The organism is Methylorubrum sp. POS3 (assembly GCF_043352485.1).
GTDB lineage: Bacteria > Pseudomonadota > Alphaproteobacteria > Rhizobiales > Beijerinckiaceae > Methylobacterium > Methylobacterium suomiense.
The window spans coordinates 1,042,079-1,061,017 of the sequence record NZ_JAPRBT010000001.1 but is presented as its reverse complement, the minus strand read 5'-3'; the positions used below and the strand labels follow the sequence as shown (position 1 = coordinate 1,061,017).

Annotated in this window: 15 protein-coding genes; 2 read left to right on the top strand and 13 right to left on the bottom strand. The window is 68.0% G+C overall.

Going from position 1 to position 18,939, the window contains the following annotated elements:
• The 5 genes from OWC43_RS04995 to tesB form a co-directional block, all read right to left on the bottom strand.
• On the bottom strand, positions 1–2,125 hold a 2,125-nt coding region (locus tag OWC43_RS04995; protein ID WP_393955920.1), incomplete at its 3' end, for a DNA translocase FtsK.
• A gap of 165 nt (positions 2,126–2,290) precedes the next feature.
• On the bottom strand, positions 2,291–3,562 hold the full coding sequence (locus tag OWC43_RS04990; protein ID WP_137828383.1) for an outer membrane beta-barrel protein: 1,272 nt from the start codon (positions 3,560–3,562) through the stop codon (positions 2,291–2,293).
• A 357-nt stretch (positions 3,563–3,919) separates the two neighbouring features.
• A complete protein-coding gene (locus OWC43_RS04985) occupies positions 3,920–5,416 on the bottom strand; it encodes an ammonium transporter (RefSeq protein ID WP_137828382.1) in 1,497 nt (498 codons plus the stop codon).
• 86 nt (positions 5,417–5,502) lie between these two features.
• Complete coding sequence (locus tag OWC43_RS04980) at positions 5,503–5,841, bottom strand: P-II family nitrogen regulator (RefSeq protein WP_056247188.1); 339 nt, start codon at positions 5,839–5,841, stop codon at positions 5,503–5,505.
• A gap of 307 nt (positions 5,842–6,148) precedes the next feature.
• A complete protein-coding gene (tesB, locus tag OWC43_RS04975) occupies positions 6,149–7,009 on the bottom strand; it encodes an acyl-CoA thioesterase II (protein ID WP_393955919.1) in 861 nt (286 codons plus the stop codon).
• Positions 7,010–7,133: 124 nt separating this feature from the next.
• On the opposite strand from tesB, the gene OWC43_RS04970 reads away from it, so the two are divergent.
• Entirely contained in the window at positions 7,134–8,393 is a 1,260-nt protein-coding gene (locus OWC43_RS04970; protein ID WP_393955918.1) for an FAD-dependent monooxygenase, read from the top strand.
• A 114-nt stretch (positions 8,394–8,507) separates the two neighbouring features.
• Here OWC43_RS04970 and ppa read toward each other — a convergent pair whose 3' ends face one another.
• Both ppa and OWC43_RS04960 read right to left on the bottom strand, forming a co-directional pair.
• Positions 8,508–9,050: an inorganic diphosphatase gene (gene ppa, locus OWC43_RS04965; RefSeq protein WP_137828379.1), complete on the bottom strand. Its 543-nt coding sequence runs from the start codon at positions 9,048–9,050 to the stop codon at positions 8,508–8,510.
• Between the two features lie 143 nt (positions 9,051–9,193).
• Positions 9,194–9,700: a GNAT family N-acetyltransferase gene (locus OWC43_RS04960; RefSeq protein WP_238308215.1), complete on the bottom strand. Its 507-nt coding sequence runs from the start codon at positions 9,698–9,700 to the stop codon at positions 9,194–9,196.
• A gap of 146 nt (positions 9,701–9,846) precedes the next feature.
• Here OWC43_RS04960 and OWC43_RS04955 point away from each other — a divergent pair, with 146 nt between their 5' ends.
• Positions 9,847–10,572: a tyrosine-protein phosphatase gene (locus OWC43_RS04955; RefSeq protein WP_137830703.1), complete on the top strand. Its 726-nt coding sequence runs from the start codon at positions 9,847–9,849 to the stop codon at positions 10,570–10,572.
• Positions 10,573–10,623: 51 nt separating this feature from the next.
• On the opposite strand, the gene lpxD is transcribed toward OWC43_RS04955, so the two are convergent.
• The 6 genes from lpxD to OWC43_RS04925 all read right to left on the bottom strand — a co-directional run bounded on the left by lpxD (position 10,624) and on the right by OWC43_RS04925 (position 18,849).
• On the bottom strand, positions 10,624–11,682 hold the full coding sequence (lpxD, locus tag OWC43_RS04950) for a UDP-3-O-(3-hydroxymyristoyl)glucosamine N-acyltransferase (protein WP_393955917.1): 1,059 nt from the start codon (positions 11,680–11,682) through the stop codon (positions 10,624–10,626).
• 45 nt (positions 11,683–11,727) lie between these two features.
• Positions 11,728–14,289 carry an outer membrane protein assembly factor BamA gene (gene bamA / locus OWC43_RS04945; protein WP_137830705.1) on the bottom strand — a complete coding sequence of 854 codons (2,562 nt, stop codon included), beginning with the start codon at positions 14,287–14,289 and terminating at the stop codon, positions 11,728–11,730.
• A 373-nt stretch (positions 14,290–14,662) separates the two neighbouring features.
• Positions 14,663–15,820 carry an RIP metalloprotease RseP gene (gene rseP, locus OWC43_RS04940; RefSeq protein ID WP_393955916.1) on the bottom strand — a complete coding sequence of 386 codons (1,158 nt, stop codon included), beginning with the start codon at positions 15,818–15,820 and terminating at the stop codon, positions 14,663–14,665.
• Between the two features lie 175 nt (positions 15,821–15,995).
• Positions 15,996–17,174 (bottom strand): 1-deoxy-D-xylulose-5-phosphate reductoisomerase, encoded by a 1,179-nt coding sequence (gene dxr, locus OWC43_RS04935; RefSeq protein WP_393955915.1) that lies wholly within the window; start codon positions 17,172–17,174, stop codon positions 15,996–15,998.
• 29 nt (positions 17,175–17,203) lie between these two features.
• Positions 17,204–18,058, bottom strand: coding sequence for a phosphatidate cytidylyltransferase (locus OWC43_RS04930; protein ID WP_393955914.1), 855 nt, complete (start codon positions 18,056–18,058; stop codon positions 17,204–17,206).
• Positions 18,055–18,849, bottom strand: coding sequence for an isoprenyl transferase (locus OWC43_RS04925; RefSeq protein ID WP_393955913.1), 795 nt, complete (start codon positions 18,847–18,849; stop codon positions 18,055–18,057). Before OWC43_RS04925 ends, OWC43_RS04930 begins: the two co-directional genes overlap by 4 nt.
• Positions 18,850–18,939 lie beyond the last annotated feature (90 nt).

The window sequence follows — 18,939 nt, the reverse complement described above, 5'->3', positions numbered from 1 at the left end:
TCGGGAAGTTCGCCTTGATCGTGCCGGTGATCACGTCCACGCTCGGACGCTGCGTCGCCATGATCAGGTGGATGCCCGCCGCCCGCGCCATCTGCGCCAGACGCTGGATCGCCCCCTCGATGTCCTTGCCCGCCACCATCATCAGGTCGGCCATCTCGTCGACCACGATCACGATGTAAGGCAGCGGATTGAGGTCCATGACCTCATCCTCGTAGACCGCCTCGCCGGTCGAGCGGTCGAAGCCGGTCTGCACGGTCCGGGTCAGGGTCTCGCCGCGGGTGCGGGCCTCTTCGAGGCGGGCATTGAAGCCGTCGATGTTGCGCACACCGACCTTGGACATCTTCTTGTAGCGCTCCTCCATCTCGCGCACGGCCCATTTGAGGGCGATGACCGCCTTCTTCGGGTCGGTGACGACGGGGGAGAGCAGGTGCGGGATGCCGTCATAGACGGACAGTTCCAGCATCTTGGGATCGACCATGATCAGGCGGCACTCCTCCGGCTTCAGCCGGTAGAGCAGCGACAGGATCATGGTGTTGATGGCGACCGACTTGCCCGAGCCCGTGGTGCCGGCCACCAGCAGGTGCGGCATGCGGGCGAGGTCGGCGATGATCGGCTCGCCGCCGATATTCTTGCCCAGGCACAGGGCGAGCTTGTGCTTGGTCTCGACGAAATCCGCCGAGGCCAGAAGTTCGCGCAGGAACACCGTTTCCCGCTTCATGTTCGGCAGCTCGATGCCGATGGCGTTGCGGCCGGGGACGACGGCGACGCGGGCGGAGACGGCCGCCATCGAGCGGGCGATGTCGTCGGCGAGCGCGATGACGCGGCTCGACTTGGTGCCGGGCGCGGGCTCCAGCTCGTAGAGGGTGACGACCGGGCCGGGGCGGACGGCGAGGATGTCACCGCGGACGCCGAAATCCTGCAGCGTCGCTTCCAGCATGGTGGCGTTCTGCTCCAGGGCCTCGGCCGAGACCTCGGAGCCCGGCGCCGCCTCGCGCGGTCGGGCGAGCAATTCGAGGGCCGGGGGCTGATAGGCGCCGGGCTCGGGGCGAAACTCCGGCATCGGTCGCGGCCGGGCCGGCGGCGCCTGGGGCGCGGGCCGCGCAACGCGGGAAACCGGCATCGCGTCGTCGTCCGCCTCATCGTCCTCGATCGAAGCGGCCGGGCGCGGCGGTGCCGCGGCGGCACGGGGCGCGGGGCGCTCCTCGTCCTCGTCGGATTCTCCGCTCTCGAAGACCGGTTCGCGGCGGCCGGCATGGGAATGGCCGGGGGTCTGGGCCGGGGCATGCGACGCCCAGGGGGCCTCTTCGGCCTCGAAGGCGCGGCGGGCGGCGAGCGCGGGCGAAGCGCCGGCATAGGCGAGGCCGTCCCGCTCGTCGGCGGGCGACTTCCAGGCCTCGACCCGGTCGCGCAGCGAAGAACGGCCGCGCATCACCGCATGGGCGAGCGCGCCGAGCGACAGGATGCCGAGGCTCGGCTCGTCGGCATCGTGCCGCTCGTCGTAAGCACGCGAGGGCCGCGCCGATGCCCGTGAAGGGGTGTAGGACACCTCCTCCTCGTCCTCAGGTTCCGGCTTGGCGACGCGGCAGGCGGCGGTGAGGCTCAGGATCGCGATTCCGGCGAAGACGAAACCGGCCAAAGCCGCGAACGGGCCGATGACCCTCCGCGTGCCCGCCAGCAAGGCGTCACCCGTGACACCGCCGAGTCCGGTCGGCAGGGGCCAACGTGCCGTCGGCGGCAGGGCGCTGGCCACCGCAGAGACGCAGAGGACGCCGACGATCCACAGCACGAGGCGAAGCCCCCCATGCGGCAGGTCGCGTTCCCGCATGAGGCGCATGCCCCAGAGGGCCGGCGGCAGGGCGAGCGCGATCGAGCCGAGGCCGAAGAGCTGCATGGCGAGATCGGCCACCACCGCGCCGGGCCGCCCGAGCACGTTGTGCGCCCGGTGGTCGGTGGCGTGATTGAGACTCGGATCGTCGATCGACCACGTCGCCAGCGCGACGGTGAGCGCGATCGCGCCGGCAAAGAGAATGAGGCCGCCACATTCCGTCAGCCGTTTGGCCAGGAATGGCCGCAGGCTGTCGACGAACGTGTCGTAGGGCGACGCGGAGCGGCGAAGGGAACGCATGGGATACCGGACCGATGGCAACGGTGCGGTAAGGCTAACGCGACCCCGTTAACGGGGGGCTAAGCATCGGGGCCCTGAAACGAAAGAAGCCCCGGAGACCATCCGGGGCTTCTTTCGTGACACCATCCCCGCGCCGGGCGGCGCGGGGTGTCGGGCAGGGCTTCCTCAGAAGGTGAAGCCGGTCTCGAGCAGGTAGCGCTCCTGCGAATTCTTGAGACCCGTGCGGCCGAAGCCCGCGCCGACGCCGAGCCCGAAATCCTTGGCGACGTCGTAGGCCTGCACCGTCGCGAACTCGCCGCGGATGAAGTAGCGGTCCCAGGTGAAGGTCGGGGTGATGGCGAACGAGAAGGCCGAGCTGCCCGGGCCGTAGAGGACGTTGGTCGCGCTCAGGCCGGCGAAGTCGCCGCGGGTGCCCGACTGCTTGATGTACTCGACGCGGCCGGCGAGGCCGAAGTTCTCGGTGAACGAGTAACCGGCGAGCAGCGCGCCGCCATAGGTCTCGGCGCCGACGATCGGGGTGGCGTAGTTCGCCTTGGTCGCGACGTTGGTGTACTGGAAGTACGGCGTCACGATCCACGGACCGTTGGCGTAAGTATAGTTGACGCTGATGATGCTGCTGTTCTGAAGCGAGTTGATCGTCGCGAACTGGAACCGCGGGCTGCGGGTCGAGGCGTCGAAGTCGCTGAAATGCGTGCCGCCGTTGACACCGATCGTGTTGAAGTCGTCGAGCTTGTAGGTGATGAGGCCCGTGACCCAGTTGAGCTGGCCGGAATAGAAGCCGTCGTTGACCGACAGCGAGGCCGCCCACGGACCGCTGGCGTAGTTCACCTGGACGCCCTGGTTGATGAAGTTCTCCTGGTTGAACACCAGGCCGCGGGAGATGTTCAGGTTCTGGTACGAGAACAGGAGCTCGGAGCCGATATTGGTGAACATACGGCCGGCCTGGAACGACCACTCATCGTTGATCTGCCACTTGCCGTAGGCGACCGGCACCGGGCCGAAGAGCGATTCCGTCTGCTCGAAGGACGAGTAGAGCGGCAGGCCGAGCGCCGGGATCGAGTACAGGCCGGTATGGACGTAGAACTGGAACGGGCCGTCCGCCTTCTGGATCCACGCCTGAAGGTTCGTGAAGTCGACCCGTCCGTAGCGATCCACCTCACCACCGGGGGAGAGGATGCCGAAGGCGTTGGTCTGGGTGTAGGCGAAGCCCGTGACCGCGCCGCCGACATAGATGTCGCCGATGCCGGTGGTGAAGCAGGCCGGGTTCGGGTTCGCCTTGATCAGACCACCGAAGGCCGGGGTCGAGATCGCGGCCTTACAGTGCTCGACGGCAATGATCGGAGCCGCCTTCATCGGAAGGTCGGCGGCGAGCGCCGGGCCCGCCGCCACGGCGGCCAAAGCGGCCACAGAGGCCTTCAGATTCAGTCGGATGGTCATCGGTCGAGCCCCAAATTCGTTGATACGGCCAAGGTGCCGAAGAGCGCCCCGCATCGCAAAATGAAGTTTGAGGCAACTGCCCAAAACATAGGCAAATACGGCCGAGCTTGGGCGATCACATGGAACTGTTGCCGAACCACCACATTCGCAGTCACCGCCGAGACTGCAGATCCGAGCCTATACTGCGTTCCAACGGGGCCTAGGGTGACGTAGAGGAGCCGTCCCCTGCTATCACTGGTCATGAATTCGGCCTGACCGAACCAACAAGGGTCCCGGTGCAATGCACCGAGACCCTTGTTGTATCTTCAGAATATCACCCTGGATGCATGATCCAGGGTGATGTGTTCGTTCGTCAGATCAGTAGTTGTAGGCGCGCTCGCCGTGATCGGCGATGTCCAGACCCTCGCGCTCCTCTTCCTGCGTGACGCGCAGGCCGATCGTCAGATCGACGAGCTTGTAGAGGATCGCCGAGCCGATACCCGACCACAGGATGGTGAAGCCGACCGCCTTGGCCTGGGTGATGAGCTGGGCGGTCATGTCATAGGCGCCGAGAACCAGCTCGCCGGGCTTCGTGGTGTAGTCCGGGATGCCGGCGCCGCCGAGATCGGGGGAGACCAGGATGCCGGTGGCCAGCGCGCCGATGATGCCGCCGACGCAGTGGACGCCGAACACGTCGAGCGAGTCGTCGTAGCCGAGGGCGTTCTTGACGGTCGAGCACATCACGAAGCAGGCGGCGCCCGCGACGAGGCCGAGCACGATCGAGCCCATCGGGCCGGCGAAGCCCGCGGCCGGCGTCACGGCGACGAGACCGGCGATGGCACCCGACAGCATACCGAGGAGCGACGGCTTACCCTTGGCGGCCCACTCGACGAAGAGCCAGGACACGGCCGCCGCGGCCGTGGCCACGAAGGTGTTGATCATGGCGAGGGTGGTGGTGCCGTTGGCTTCGAGGTTCGAGCCGGCGTTGAAGCCGAACCAGCCGACCCAGAGCAGCGAGGCGCCGATCGTGGTCATGGTCAGCGAGTGCGGGGCGAGCAGATCGCGGCCGTAGCCGATGCGCTTGCCGAGCATCAGGCAGCCGACGAGGCCGGCGATACCCGCGTTGATGTGCACGACGGTGCCGCCCGCGAAGTCGAGAGCGCCCCACTTGAACAGCATGCCGGCATCACCCAGCACGGCGTCGTAGTCACCCTGGGCCGCAGCCTTGTCGGTGGCGTCCGCGAGCTTGCGCGCCGCGTCGGCGAAGACGTCCGGGCCGCCCCAGTACCAAACCATGTGGGCCATCGGGAAGTAGATAAGCGTGACCCACAGGATGGAGAACACGATCAGGGCCGAGAACTTCATCCGCTCGGCGAAGGCGCCGACGATGAGACCGGGCGTGATCATCGCGAACGTCATCTGGAAGCAGATATAGACGTATTCGGGGATCACGACGCCGTTGGAGAAGGTCGCAGCCACCGAATTGGCGTCGACGCCCTTGAGGAAGGCCTTGCCGAAACCGCCGATGAAATCGTTGAGGCCGCCGCCGTTGGTGAAGGCGAGGCTGTAGCCGTAGGTGACCCACAGCAGGCACACGATGGAGGCGATGGCGAAGACTTGGGTCAGGACCGAGAGCATGTTCTTGGTGCGCACGAGGCCACCGTAGAACAGGGCGAGGCCCGGCACCGTCATCAGCAGGACCAGCACCGAGGAGAGCAGCATCCAGGCGGTATCGCCCTTGTTCGGGACGGGCGCGGCGGCTGCGGCGGCCGGCGCGGCTTCGGGTGCGGGGGTCTGAGCCAGCGACGGCTCGACCAGGAGGAGGCCGAGTGCGGCACCTCCCAGCCCGAGCGCGAGAAGGTTACGAAGTTTCATGGGACGGGAAGCTCCTGATCGCGTTGTGCGAGAGCGTTGCGAAATGAACTCGTGCAGCCGAACCCGGCCGCCGAAACGGGGTGGCGTTAGAGGGCGTCGACGTCGGTCTCGCCGGTGCGGATGCGGACGGCCTTCTCCAACGGCATGACGAAGATCTTCCCGTCGCCGATCTGGCCCGTGCGGGCGGCACCCGCGATGGCGTCGATGACGCTGGTGACGAGGTCGGCCGCGACCGCCACCTCGATCTTCAGCTTGGGCAGGAAGCTCACGGCATATTCGGCGCCGCGATAGATCTCGGTATGACCCTTCTGCCGGCCATAACCCTTGACCTCCGTCACGGTCAGACCGTGGACGCCGATGCCGGTCAGGGCGTCGCGAACCTCCTCCAATTTGAACGGCTTGATGATCGCCATCACGATTTTCATGGGCGGCGCCCCCTGATTGTTCGTTCATCCGGCCGCGCACCGGCCGAGACCCAGCGGCTCGCGAGGATCGGAATGACCCTGCGACCGAGCGCCCTCATTCAAGGACCATGCCAAGCGGAACCTTTTGCGGAGCCGCGTTTCTGCCCAAGGGGTAAGCGTCGGCCGCGCGCAAGACGGGCAGCACCGACGGACAAAATGATCATAAAATATGCAATAAGCTGACTTTAGCAGCAGATTTCTGCTTAATTTTGCTGCCAAGCTGCATCTGAGACTGGAACAGCTCGAAGATTGGCGTCCGAATGATCACCTAGTGACGGGCGCGGATCAGCCCTTCCTGGGCGACCGAGGCGATGAGCTCGCCGGCCTCGTTGTGCAGGGTTCCACGGGTGAAACCCCGGGCGCCCACGGCCGTCGGAGTATCCTGCGAATAGAGCAGCCACGTATCGGCCCGGAACGGTCGGTGGAACCACAAAGCGTGGTCGAGGCTCGCCGATTGAATGTCGGAATCGAACACGGTGCGCCCGTGCGGAATCAGGGCGGCATCGAGCAGCGTCATGTCCGAGGCGTAGGCCAGCACGGCCCGGTGGATCGCCGGATCCTCCGGCAGCGCCTTCGTTGTCCGCATCCAGACATGATAGCGGCCCGGCTTCGGCGTGCGGTCGCGGTACCTGTCCGTCTCGACCGGGCGCAGCTCGATCGGCCAAGCCTGGGTGAAGTAGGCGAGCATCGGCGGAGGAACGATGCTGCCCTCGCTCCGCGCGAGGGTGCGGGCGTCGCGGAGCGCCTCGGGTCCGGGAACGTCCGGACGCTCGGCGGCGTGATCGAAGCCGGCCTCCATCTCGTGGAACGAGACCGACATCGCGAAGATCGCGCGGCCCTTCTGGATCGCCTTGACCCGGCGTGTGGTGAAGCTGCCGCCGTCGCGGATGCGCTCCACCTCGTAGACGATCGGCACTGCGGGATCGCCGCCGAGCAGGAAATAGGCGTGCAACGAGTGGGGCGCGCGCGTGGAGACCACGGTTCGTGAGGCCGCCACCAGGCTCTGAGCCACCACCTGCCCGCCGAACACCCGCGGCCAGCCGATCGGCGGGCTGACACCGCGGAACAGGTCGGTCTCCAGTCGTTCCAGGTCGAGGATCGCGAGGAGGGTGTCGACGGGATCGGACATGGCGGATCTCAAGCGGTGGAACGACGCGCGGGGGATGGGCCGCGGCGCGGCTATCACTCGACGCGGGCGCACGGCAAGGGCATGAGACCGGAACGCCGCCAGGGAGAAGTCGCCGATGGGCGAGATGGATCGCCGTTCCGGAAGCCGCAGGTTGGTGGTCGCCGGTGCGGGCTTGCCGGGCCTGACGCTCGCGGTGGCCCTCAAGCAGGCGCATGGACCGGCCCTCGACCTCGCGGTCTGCGACCCCGGCCTTCCCGCCGGTGCGACGCGCCATCGCGGGCGGGCCTACGCGGTCGCGGCAGGCCCGCGGCGGATGCTGGAACGGCTCGGCCTCTGGGCGCGCATCGCCCCCGCGGCGGAGCCGATGCGCCGCCTCGTCATCACCGACAGCCGGGTCGGCGATCCGGTGCGACCGGTCTTCCTCACCTTCGGCGACGGCACCGACGCGGCCCCCATCGAGGGCGAACCCTTCGCCCATATGGTCGAGGCGGAGCCCATGGCGGCGGCCCTGCTCGATGCCGCCCGCGACGCCGGCGTGCGGCTCGTACCGAGGGGCCTGCGCGCGGCGGTGCCGGAAGCCGGGGGCATCCGCGCGATGTTCGGCGACGAGACGTCCGAGAAGGTATCGCTCGTGGTGGCCGCGGACGGGGCGCGCTCGGCCCTGCGCGAGGCGGCGCAGATCGGCTGGGTCGGCTGGTCCTACCCGCAATCCGGCATCGTCGCGACGGTTCGGCATAGCCGCGACCATGAGGGCCGTGCCTTCGAACATTTCCTGCCGAGCGGCCCTTTCGCGATCCTCCCGCTCCGGGCCGGGGGTGAGCTTGGCCATCGCTCCTCGATCGTCTGGACCGAGCGCAGCGCCGATGTGCCGGCCTTGTTGGGAGGGGATGCGGCTGAGACGCTCGGCGAGATCGAGCGGCGTTTCGGGGCGGAACTCGGCCGGATCGACCTGGAGCACGGCCCCTCGGCCCATCCGCTCGCCTTCGGCATCGCGCGCAGCTTCAGGGCGCAGCGCCTCGCCCTGCTGGGCGATGCCGCCCACGTCATCCATCCGGTGGCGGGACAGGGGCTCAATCTCGGGCTTGCCGGTGCGGCGGCGCTCGCCGAGGCGGTCACGGAGGCCCTGCGGCTCGGCCTCGATCCCGGCACGGACGATGTGCTGAAGACCTATGAGCGGGCGCGCCGCTTCGACACGGTGGCGATGGCCGCCGCGACGGATGGGCTCAATAGGCTGTTCTCGAACGACAGCATGACCCTGCGCCTCACCCGCGACTTGGGGCTCGGCCTGGTCGATCGGCTGCCGGGGTTGAAGACCTTCTTCATCGGCCAGGCCGCGGGCCGGCGGGCACAAGGCCCGCGCCTGCTCCGCGGCGAAGCGCTCTGAGGTCGGGCTCCCGAAGGAATCATCCCTCTGGCGGGGTGCCGGGGCGAGGCCCCGGCGTCTCTTCAGGGCCCCGCCCTGGACCCGCGAAAGGACTCGTCCTTTCGAAACCTGGACTTACGCCTTGGCCTTGTTGGCCTTCTCGCGCTCGATCCCTTCGAGGATCAGGCGGTGGGCCTCCTCCTTGTCGCCCCAGCGGACGACCTTGACCCACTTGCCGGGCTCCAGATCCTTGTAGTGCTCGAAGAAGTGCTGGATCTGATGCAGCGTGATGTCCGGCAGATCGGTGTAGTTCTCGATCCGGTCGTAGCGCTTGGTCAGGTGACGCGAGGGGACGGCGATGATCTTCTCGTCCTCACCGGCATTGTCCTCCATCACCAGCACGCCGACCGGGCGTACGCTGATGATCGCGCCCGGCGCGATGGCGCGCGTATTGGCCACCAGCACGTCGCAGGGATCGCCGTCACCGGACAGGGTGTGCGGGATGAAGCCGTAATTGCCCGGGTAATGCATCGCCGTATAGAGGAACCGGTCGACGACGAGGGCGCCGGCCTCCTTGTCCATCTCGTACTTGATCGGCTCACCGCCGATCGGCACCTCGACGATGACATTGACGTCGTGCGGCGGTGTCTTGCCGATCGAGATGGCGTTGATGTCCATGGCGTCCGCTTTCTTGAGTTTGGCCGCGCGAGACCGATCCTGTCGGGGCGCGGCACCCGGTCGCTGTCTTAGGGCGCGACGCGGCGAAAGAAAATCGGCCGTTCGGACAGGAAGCCGCGAGTGTTGCTGCCGCGCATGGACTTTCAGGTGAAAAGGTAGACGATCTTGGGCAGGCTGAAGCCCGAGACACGCTCGAATCCCTCCGGCCCCGGAACGCCCCCGAGTCCCTCGTAGAAGGCGCAGGCGCGGGCGTTGTCGGCAAGCGCCCAGACGCCGATGCGGCTCATCCCGCGGTCGATCAGATCGTTGCGCACCGCCCGGAACAGACGTGTGCCGAAGCCGAGCCCCTGAAACTCGGGGGCGATGTAGAGCTCATCGATCTCGCCCTCGGCCCGCATCGTCCGCTCGCGCGCGCGACCATAGGCGGCGTAGCCCGCGATCCGCTCCCCGAACTCGACCACCGCGAGCCCCCGCCCGCCCCCGATCATGCCCCGCCAAACAGCGCCCCCGCGCCGTGCCAGGAAGCGCTCCAGGGCCACGCCGGGAATCACGCCCTGATAGGCTTCCCGCCAGGACGCGTCGAACACGTCCGCGAGCCCCGCCGCATCCGCCATTCGGGCTCGACGGATGCTCACCGTGTTCGTCGCCATAGCCGGCTCCGCTGAGGGGATCGCCGGCCATGATGCCGGCAAAGGCCGCACTTCGGCAACGGCCAAACGGGTGCGGAAGCGACGCGCGTTGTCGCTCGAATCACCGGCTGTTAGAGGAGCGTTCCCTCCGGCCATTCCGGCGTCCTGTGTTCAACCGCCTCTTTTCCCCCGAGACGCGCCTCGCCCGACGCAGGGCGCGCCTCGCGAAGTTCGAGCAGCCGATCGCCGGGCCCGTCGCGCGCGCCCAAGCCTGGGCGAACATGCTGCTCGTGGATCACGGCGTGTTCCGGCTCGCGTATCTCAACCGCCATCGCATCGGCACCGGACTGGTCTGGCGTTCGGCCCAGCCGAGTCCGCATCAATTGGCGTGGTTCAAGCGCCAGGGCGTGCGCACCGTGGTCTCGCTCCGCGGCGGGCGCGAGCACGGGTCGTGGCCGCTGCAGCGGGAAGCCTGCGAGCGGCAGGGATTGCGCCTCGTGGAATTCGTGCTGCGCTCCCGCGAGGCCCCGTCGCGGGAGACGCTCCTGGCTGCCAAGGATTTCTTCGGCGGGATCGAGTACCCGGCGGTGATGCATTGCAAGTCCGGCGCGGACCGGGCCGGATTGGCCGCCACCCTGTTCCTGATCCTGCACGAGGGCCGGCCGGTGCGGGAAGCCCTGCGCCAGCTCTCGCCGCGCTACGGCCATTTCCGCTTCGCCAAGACCGGCATCCTCGACGCGTTCTTCGCGACCTATCTGCGCGAGGGCGAACCGCGCGGCCAGAGCTTCACGGAATGGGTCGAGACGAGCTACGACCCGGAGGCGCTGAAGCGGGATTTTCGGGCGGGCTTCTGGTCCGATCTCGCGGTCGATCGGCTGTTGCGGCGGGAGTGAGCAGGGACCCCGCCGCGTTTTCATACCGAGGGGCTCGCCCTTCGAGGAACCCTAACCGTCGCTTTTCGGATCGCTGCCGGAGCGTTCGGCCAGACGGGCGAGCGTCGTCAATTCGCGGAACCATGCCCGCACCGGCTTTGCCGGGGTACCGCCCCAGCGCGATCCGGGCGGAACGTCACGATTGACGTTGGACGAACCAGCAATCTGCGATCCCATCCCGATGCGCAGGTGTCCCACGACGCCGACCTGACCGCCCAGGACGACGTAGTCCTCCAGCGTGGTCGATCCGGAGATGCCGACGCCCGAGACGATGACGCAGTGGCGGCCGATCACCACGTTGTGGGCAATCTGCACGAGGTTGTCGATCTTGGTCCCCTCCCCGATCACCGTGTCGCGGGACGCGCCCCGGTCGATCGTGGTGTTGGCACCGATCTCGACATCGTCCTGAACGATGACGCGGCCGATCTGCGGAACCTTGAGATGGCCGCCGGGCCCCATGGCGAAGCCGAACCCGTCCTGCCCGAGACGGGCACCGGGATGAACGATCACGCGATTGCCGACCAGGGCATGGGTTAAGGTTGAGCCCGCGCCGATCGAGCAGTCGCGCCCGATCCGCACATTCGGTCCGATCACGGCATTCGGACCGATTACCGTACCGGAGCCGATCTCGGCACCCGGCCCGACCACGGCACCGGGATCGATCCGCACACCGTCCTCAAGCCGAGCCTGCGGATGAACGTGGGCGCCGGGGGAGACACCGCTCGCCGCGAACAGCGATCCCGGCCGCATCGCCTCGCCGTAGAGTCGCGCGAGCAATCCGGCATAGAAGCGGTAGGGGTCGCGCAGCACCAGGGCGACCGTCCCTTCCGGGACGCGGGCGGCAAAGCGCGGCGAGACGAGGCAGGCGAGTGCGCGGGTGGTGGAGAGCGCCTCGGCATAGCGGGCGTTGTCCATATAGGCGATTTCGGTCGGCCCCGCCGATTCGAGGGGGGCCGCGCCGGTGACGGGGCGGGCCGGATCGGCGCCCTCGGGCAGGGAAACGCCGCAAGCCTCGGCGACATCGCCGAGGCTCAGGCCAGTCTGCGGTGTGATGAAAACGGGATCGGACATGAGGCAACAACGCGCCGACCCGCGAAGGGTCGGCGCGTCATAGGGTCAGAAGCGCGAGCCGCCGGAGAAGCGGAAGGCCTGGAGCTGATCCTTGCCGACCCGGCCGAAGCCGTTGTTCACACCCTCGTCCTTGGTGAGGGCATAGGCGTAGTCGAAGCGGATCGGACCGAGCGGCGAGTTCCACAGGATCGAGGCACCGACCGAGGACCGGATCTTGGCGCTGTCGCGGACGTTCACGCATTCCGGCTCGACGGTGATCGCGCCGGCGCCGAAGCTGTTGTAGTTGCAGGTCGCGCCGCGGCCGTCAGGCGTACCGTTGATGAAACCGTCGCGGTTCACGTCGAAGTTGCGACGCCCCGAATAGCCGAACAGCGTACCGGCATCGGCGAACACGGCGCCCTTCAGACCGAGATCCTTCGGGATGCCCGGGATCGGGAACTGAACTTCGAGCGTACCGCCGATATAGGTCGTGCCGCCGATGGCGTTGGAGCGGGCATCGGCGATGCCGACGTCGCGCGGGCCGAGACCGTTCGGGGCGAAGCCGCGGACCAGCGATGGGCCGAGGAAGAACTGGTCGGTGATGCGCAGCGGGTTGCCGTCGAGCGCCGAGATGTGACCGCCCTGGAGGCGGACGAACCCGATCACGTCCTCGAAGAACAATTCCTTGTAGTAGCGGGCATCGCCCGTCACGCGGAAGAACTTGGAGTCGCCGCCGAGACCGGCAACGTCGGGCTTCACTTCACCGTAGAAGCCGTTGGTCGGGCGCTGCAGATTGTCGAGGGTCGAGTAGGCCAGGGTCACACCCGCGAGCGAGGTGAGGGTCGAGCCCGTCGAGCCCTTGAGCGCGATCGACGCTTCGCCGTCATAGGCGCAGTTCGGATAGAGCGCCAACTGACCCGGCTGCGTGATCGGCTTGCCGTCCTGACCGAGCGTATAGCCGGGGATCGGTGCCGAGCAGTCGTTGTACGGCCGCTTGATGTTGTTCGGGATCGTCAGCTCGGTGTTGTACAGCGAGTAGCGGAACGTGACGCCGAAATCCTCGGTGATCGGCAGGCCGACGCGGAGCTGGCCGCCATAGACGGTCGTCTCGTAACGCGAGTAGCGGGTCAGATCCGAGTACTTGTAGAAGGCGTCGAAGCCGGCCGCCATGCGGTAGCCGAGGAAGTACGGCTCGGTGAACGAGAAGTCGAAGCCCTTGGCGTACTGGCCACCCTGGGCGGCGACGCGCACGTACTGGCCGCGGCCGAGGAAGTTGGACTCGGAGACCGAGACTTCGCCGATGATGCCGTCCTGGGTGGAGTAGCCGCCCGCCACCGAGAACGAGCCCGTGGGCTGATCCTCAACGTCGATGTTCACGACCACGCGGTCCGGCGACGAGCCGGGCTCGTTGGAGAAGCGCACCTTCTTGAAGAAGCCGAGACCGTTGAGGCGGCGCTCGGCGCGGTCCACCAGCACGCGGTTGTAGGCGTCGCCCTCGGTGAGGTCGAGCTCGCGGCGGATGACGTAGTCGCGGGTGCGGGTGTTGCCGCGGATGTTGATGCGCTCGACGTAGACGCGGGGGCCGTCCTCGACCACGAAACCGAGGGAGACCTGGCGGGAGGCGCGGTCGCGCTGACCGGTCGGGCGGACCTGGGCGAAGGGATGGCCCTGGCGATTGACCTCGTTGGTCACGCCGACGAGGGACTTCTCCACATCCTCGGCGTTGTACACGTCGCCGACGCGGGCGCGGATCTGGCCGTCGAGGGCCTCGCGATCGACACCGGGAATGCGCGGATCCACCGCCACGGCGCCGACGGTGTATTGCTCACCCTCGTCCACCGTGATGGTGACGACCCAGCCGGTGTTGTCGTCACCGCTCTCGACGTAGCGGGCATCGGCGTTGACGACGCGGAAATCGGCGTAGCCGTTCTTGAGGTAGTAGCGGCGTACGAGGTCCACATCCGCCGCGATGCGATCAGGATCGTAGACGTCGGACGTCTTGATGAAGGAGAGGAAGTTCATCTCCGTCGAGGTCATCAGACCGCGCAGGGTCGATTCCGAGTAGGCGCGGTTGCCGACGAAGTTGATGGCGCGAATGCCGGTCTTGTCACCCTCGTCGATGGTGAAGACCACGTCGGAGCGGCCGTTCGGCAGGTCGACGAGACGGTAGCTGACCTTGGCGGTGCCGCGGCCGGAGCGCTTGTAGACGTCGCGGATGCGCTCGACGTCCGCAGCGATCACCGCCTGGCTCAGAGCGCCGCGCTCCTTCGACTCGACGATGCCTTCGAGCGTCGCCTTCTCGACCTTCTTGTTGCCCTCGAAGAAGACGCGGCCGACCACGCTGTTCTCGCGCACGCGCACCACGGTGGTGCCGCCGCGCGCCGAAACCTGCACGTCGGAGAAGAGGCCGGTGGAGAGGAGATTGCGGCGCGCTTCTTCGGGCGAGCCGGAGGCGGTGCCAGTGACGTAGGAGCGGATTGTGCCCGCATCGACGCGCTTGTTGCCTTCAACGACGATCTGCTGGGCCTGCGCGACCTCGCCGCCGAGGATCACGCCGGCGGCGGTCGCGACCAGAACGATGGCCCGCTCCGCCGACTTACGCCGGCGCTTACCCGTCATCGACATCATGTAATCGCCCGTCTCTTTTTATCTCAGCACGGGTTCGCACCCGCAGGCAGCCGTCCTTGTGAGACGGACCGCCCTCTGGTCCCAGCCACGCTTGTATCGGGATTCCCCTGCGACGCAACGCGGGGGAGGTTCGTCGTTAAGGGATTTTGGGGGGTCGTGGCCTTCGCGCCACTTAACGGCGCAGCGCTTGCCCACAGGATCGCAAATTAAGGTGAATGAGGCGTAAATGCGGCCCACAGAAGGGTTTTTCGGAACGGGACTCGACCGTCCTTAGGCCTCGTTAACCATGTCTTCGAATCGAAATCATGGCCCTCATCCACGCAAAAGGCCCGGCCGAAGGGCCGGGCCTCGAGGCACGTCAGGCTAACCGTTTTCAGGTCCCTCGGCTCAACGAAGCACCGAGATTGAGGATATCGTTCCAGGCCGCGAACAACATCAGCATCAGCACGAAGGCCAGGCCGATACGGAACCCGATCTCCTGCGCCCGTTCGCTCAAGGGCCGCCCGCGGATCACCTCGAAGGCGTAGAACAGCAGGTGCCCCCCATCGAGAAGCGGGATCGGGAAGAGGTTGAGCAAACCGATCGAGACCGACAGGAGCGCGATGAGCCCGATCAGTCCGCCGACACCGCCGACGCGGGCGACCTCGCCGGAGACCCGGGCGATGCCGATCGGCCCCGAGAGCTGGTCGGCGGATTCGCGGCCCGTGACCAGTTTGCCGATGTAGTCGAAGGTGCGCTCGACCACGAAATAGGTCTCGTGGACACCGAGCTTGAGCGACTCGTAGGGACCGTAATGCACGAGCTTGGCCGCGTCGGCACGCGGACCGTTGATGCCGAGCCGTCCGAAGCGATGGCGGCCGAACGGGGTGCGATCCTCGATGCGGTCGGGCACCGCGGTCAACGTCTTCGCCTCGCCGCCGCGATCGACGACGATCGAGAGGGAGGAGCCGGCCGCCCCCGAGACCACGCGCTGCATCTCGCCGAAGGTCGCGATGGCCTGCCCGTCGATCGAGCGGATCACGTCGCCGGACTGGAATCCCGCGCGCTCGGCGGCGCTGCCGGGCTGCACCGCCTCGACGCGGGCGGGGGTTTCGTAGCGGCCGCTGACATAGATCGCGCCGGCGAACACCGCGATGGCCAGGATGAAGTTGGCGATCGGGCCCGCGGCCACGATGGCCGCGCGCTTGGCCACCGGCTGGGCCGGGAAGCTGATCGCCCGCTCCTGCGGGTTCATCCGGGCGACCGCCTCGGGATCGGGAACGCTGGCGCCGTTGGCATCGCCGACGAACTTCACGTAGCCGCCGAGCGGGATCGCGCAGAGCTTCCAGCGCGTGCCGCGGCGGTCGTTGAACCCGATGAGTTCCGGACCGAAGCCGATCGAGAAGGCGTTGACGCCGACGCCGCACCACCGACCGACGAGGAAGTGCCCCATCTCGTGGACGAAGACCACGATGGTCAGCACGAACAGGAACGGGATCACCGCGCCGAAGAAACCGGCCGCGTTACCGCCCATGCTGCTGAGGAAATCCATTCCGGCACCTTTCTGGCCGCGATCGACTCACCTTCGCCCTGACAGGGCGACCCCACGAGCCGCAAGCCGCGGATCGTCGCATGCCGCGGGCCCCGGCGCGAGACTTTTCGACAAATCCGATTCGTGTCGGTCCAGCCGGTCCCCGGCAAGCCCGTGCCAGGGTTAATGCCGAGGATCAGCCCACTGCCCGGGCGGCCGGTACGGCCTCGAGGCTCCAGGCCCGCACCTCGGCGTCGATGGCGAGGGCTTCCTCCACATCTTCGGGCGCGCGAATATGGACCGTCGCGAACCGCTCGCAGGCCCGCTCGACGAGGTCGGCGATGCCGTAGAACGGGATGGCGCCGCGGATGAAGGCCGCCACCGCGATCTCGTTGGCGGCGTTCATCACCGTCGGGGCCGCCCCGCCCTCCCGGAGCGCCGCGCGGGCGACGCGCAGGCACGGGAAGCGCGCCTCGTCGGCCGGCTCGAAGGTGAGGCTTCCGGTGGCGGCCAGATCGAGCGGGCGGCCGCGGGCGATCTCCAGCCGATCGCCCAGACCGAGGCAATGGGCGATCGGCACCCGCATGTCCGGCATGGCGAGGCCGGCGGTCACCGCCCCGTCGCGCCACGCGATCAGCCCGTGCACGATCGATTGCGGATGGACGATCACGTCGAGTCTCTCCGCCTCGATGGCGAAGAGATGATGGGCCTCGATCAGTTCCAGCCCCTTGTTCATCAGGGAGGCGGAATCGATGTTGATCTTCATTCCCATCGACCAAGTCGGATGGGCGGCGGCCTCGGCCGGGCTCGCGGCGGCGATGCGCTCCCGCGCCCAGGTGCGGAACGGACCGCCCGACGCCGTCAGCGTCATCTTGGCGATGTCGGAGACACGCCCGTCGCCCATGGCCTGAGCCAACGCGTTGTGCTCGGAATCGACCGGCAGGATCTTGGCACCGTAGCGGGCGGCATCGCGCATAAAGGCGTCGCCGGCGCAGACGAGGCTCTCCTTGTTGGCGAGCGCGATGGTGCGGCCGAGACGGAGCGCCGCATGGGTGGGCTTGAGGCCCGCCGCCCCGCTCACCGCGGCGACGACGATGTCGGCCTCGCGGGCCACCGCCTCCAGGACAGCGCCCTCCCCCGCCCCGTTGGGAATGCCGGAGCCGGACAGAGCTTCGGCCAGAGCCGGCCCGGCGCTCGCGTCGGCGAGCGCGGCGAAGTCCGGCCGCATTTCCAGGGCGAGCTTGGCGAGGGCCGCCGCATCCTTACCGCCGACCAGCGCACCGACACGGAAGCGGCCGGCATGCTGGGCGAGCAGGTCGGTGGTCGAGCGACCGATCGATCCGGTGGCGCCGAGGACGGTGACGGTGAGGCTCACGACGAAAGTTCCTTACAGGCGTCCGGCAATCAGGCGGTGAGCCGCAGCAGAGCGAGACAGAAGCCGGCCAGCAGCGCGACGGCGAAGAAGCCGTCGAGCCGGTCCATGACGCCGCCATGACCGGGGATCGAGCGGCCGGAATCCTTCACGCCGTAGCGGCGCTTCAGAGAGGATTCGACGAGATCGCCGCCCTGCGACAGGATCGAGGCGATGCCGCTGAACAGGGCGACTACCGGCAGCGAGACGGCGGGCAAGGCGTCCCAGCCGTGATGTCGGGCGGCATAGGCGGTCAGGGTACCGGCGACGATGCCGGCGGTCAGGCCGCCGAGCGCTCCCGACCACGTCTTGTTCGGGCTGACCCGCGGCATCAGCTTGGGGCCGCCGACGAGGCGGCCGGTGATGTAGGCGAGGATGTCGGTGGACCAGACCACGGCGAACATCCAGGCCGGTCCGACGAGGCCGATGGCGGGGTCGATCCGCAGCAGCGTCGGCACGAGCGCAACCACGGCGCCCCCGAGGAGGCCGCACACCGCCTTGCGACGGGTGATCCCGCGACCGAGGGCGACCAGACCGGCGATACCGACGAGCAGCACGAGGAGGAAGACATAGGCCGGCGCATCGAGAAGTGCGGCGGCGGCCAACGCCGCGAGCGTGACGCCGGTGACGCCGAGGAGCGGCACCAGCGGCTCCGAGCGCGTCATGGCGAGCCATTCGGCGGCGCCGACGATGCCGGCGATCAGCCAGACCAGGGCGAAGGCCCAGCCGCCGATCACCAGCGTGCCGATCACCGCCGTGCCGAGGACCAGAGCGGAGACCGTACGCAGCCGGAACTCGCGGGTGGCGAAGGGCGAGCGCGCCGGGCGGGCGAGGTCGGGAGCGCTCATGAGCCGGCTCCAGGACCGAGGCCACCGAAGCGACGGTCGCGGCGATGATATTCGGCGAGCGCCGCCTCGAAGGCATCGTGGTCGAAATCCGGCCAGAAGCCCGGCTCGATCACGTATTCGGCATAGGCCGTCTGCCATGTCAGGAAGTTCGACAGGCGCTGCTCACCGGACGTGCGGATCACGAGATCGGGATCGGGGATCCCGGCGGTGTCGAGGGCCTCCGTGATCGTCGGGAGGTCGATCTCCTCCGGCCGCAACCGGCCCTCCGCGACCGCATCGGCGATCCTGCGAATCGCACGAAGGATCTCCTGGCGACCGCCGTAATTGAAGGCGACGACGAGCGTCAGGCCGGTGTTGCCACGGGTGCGCGCCTCGGCCTCGTCGAGCAGGGCCGCGATGTCGTGGGAGAGATCGTCGCGGGCCCCGATCACCTTCACGCGCACATTGGCGGCGTGGAGATCGGCCAGATCGCCGCGCACGAACAGGCGCAGCAGGCCCATCAGCTCGGTGACCTCAGCGGGCGGGCGCCGCCAATTCTCGGAGGAAAAGCTGTAGACGGTGAGGTACTGGATGCCCAGGCTGATCGCCGAACGGACCGCGCGGCGCACCGCCTCGACGCCGCGGCGATGCCCCTCGAAGCGGGGCAGCCCCTTGCGGGCGGCCCAGCGCCCGTTGCCGTCCATGATGATGGCGACGTGACGGGGCGCAGGAGGCGATGCGGAACGCGCCGTCCCGGCGGGGGCGGCGTCCGCGGCCTCCCCGATCTGCCGCGCGCCTTCCGAGCGAACCACTCGTCTCTCCCCCGTCCAGCCGGGGCTCCGCCCCGGCACATCTCCGAAGGATTTGCCCTTCGGGAACCCCGTCCCAGCGATCGAACAGGT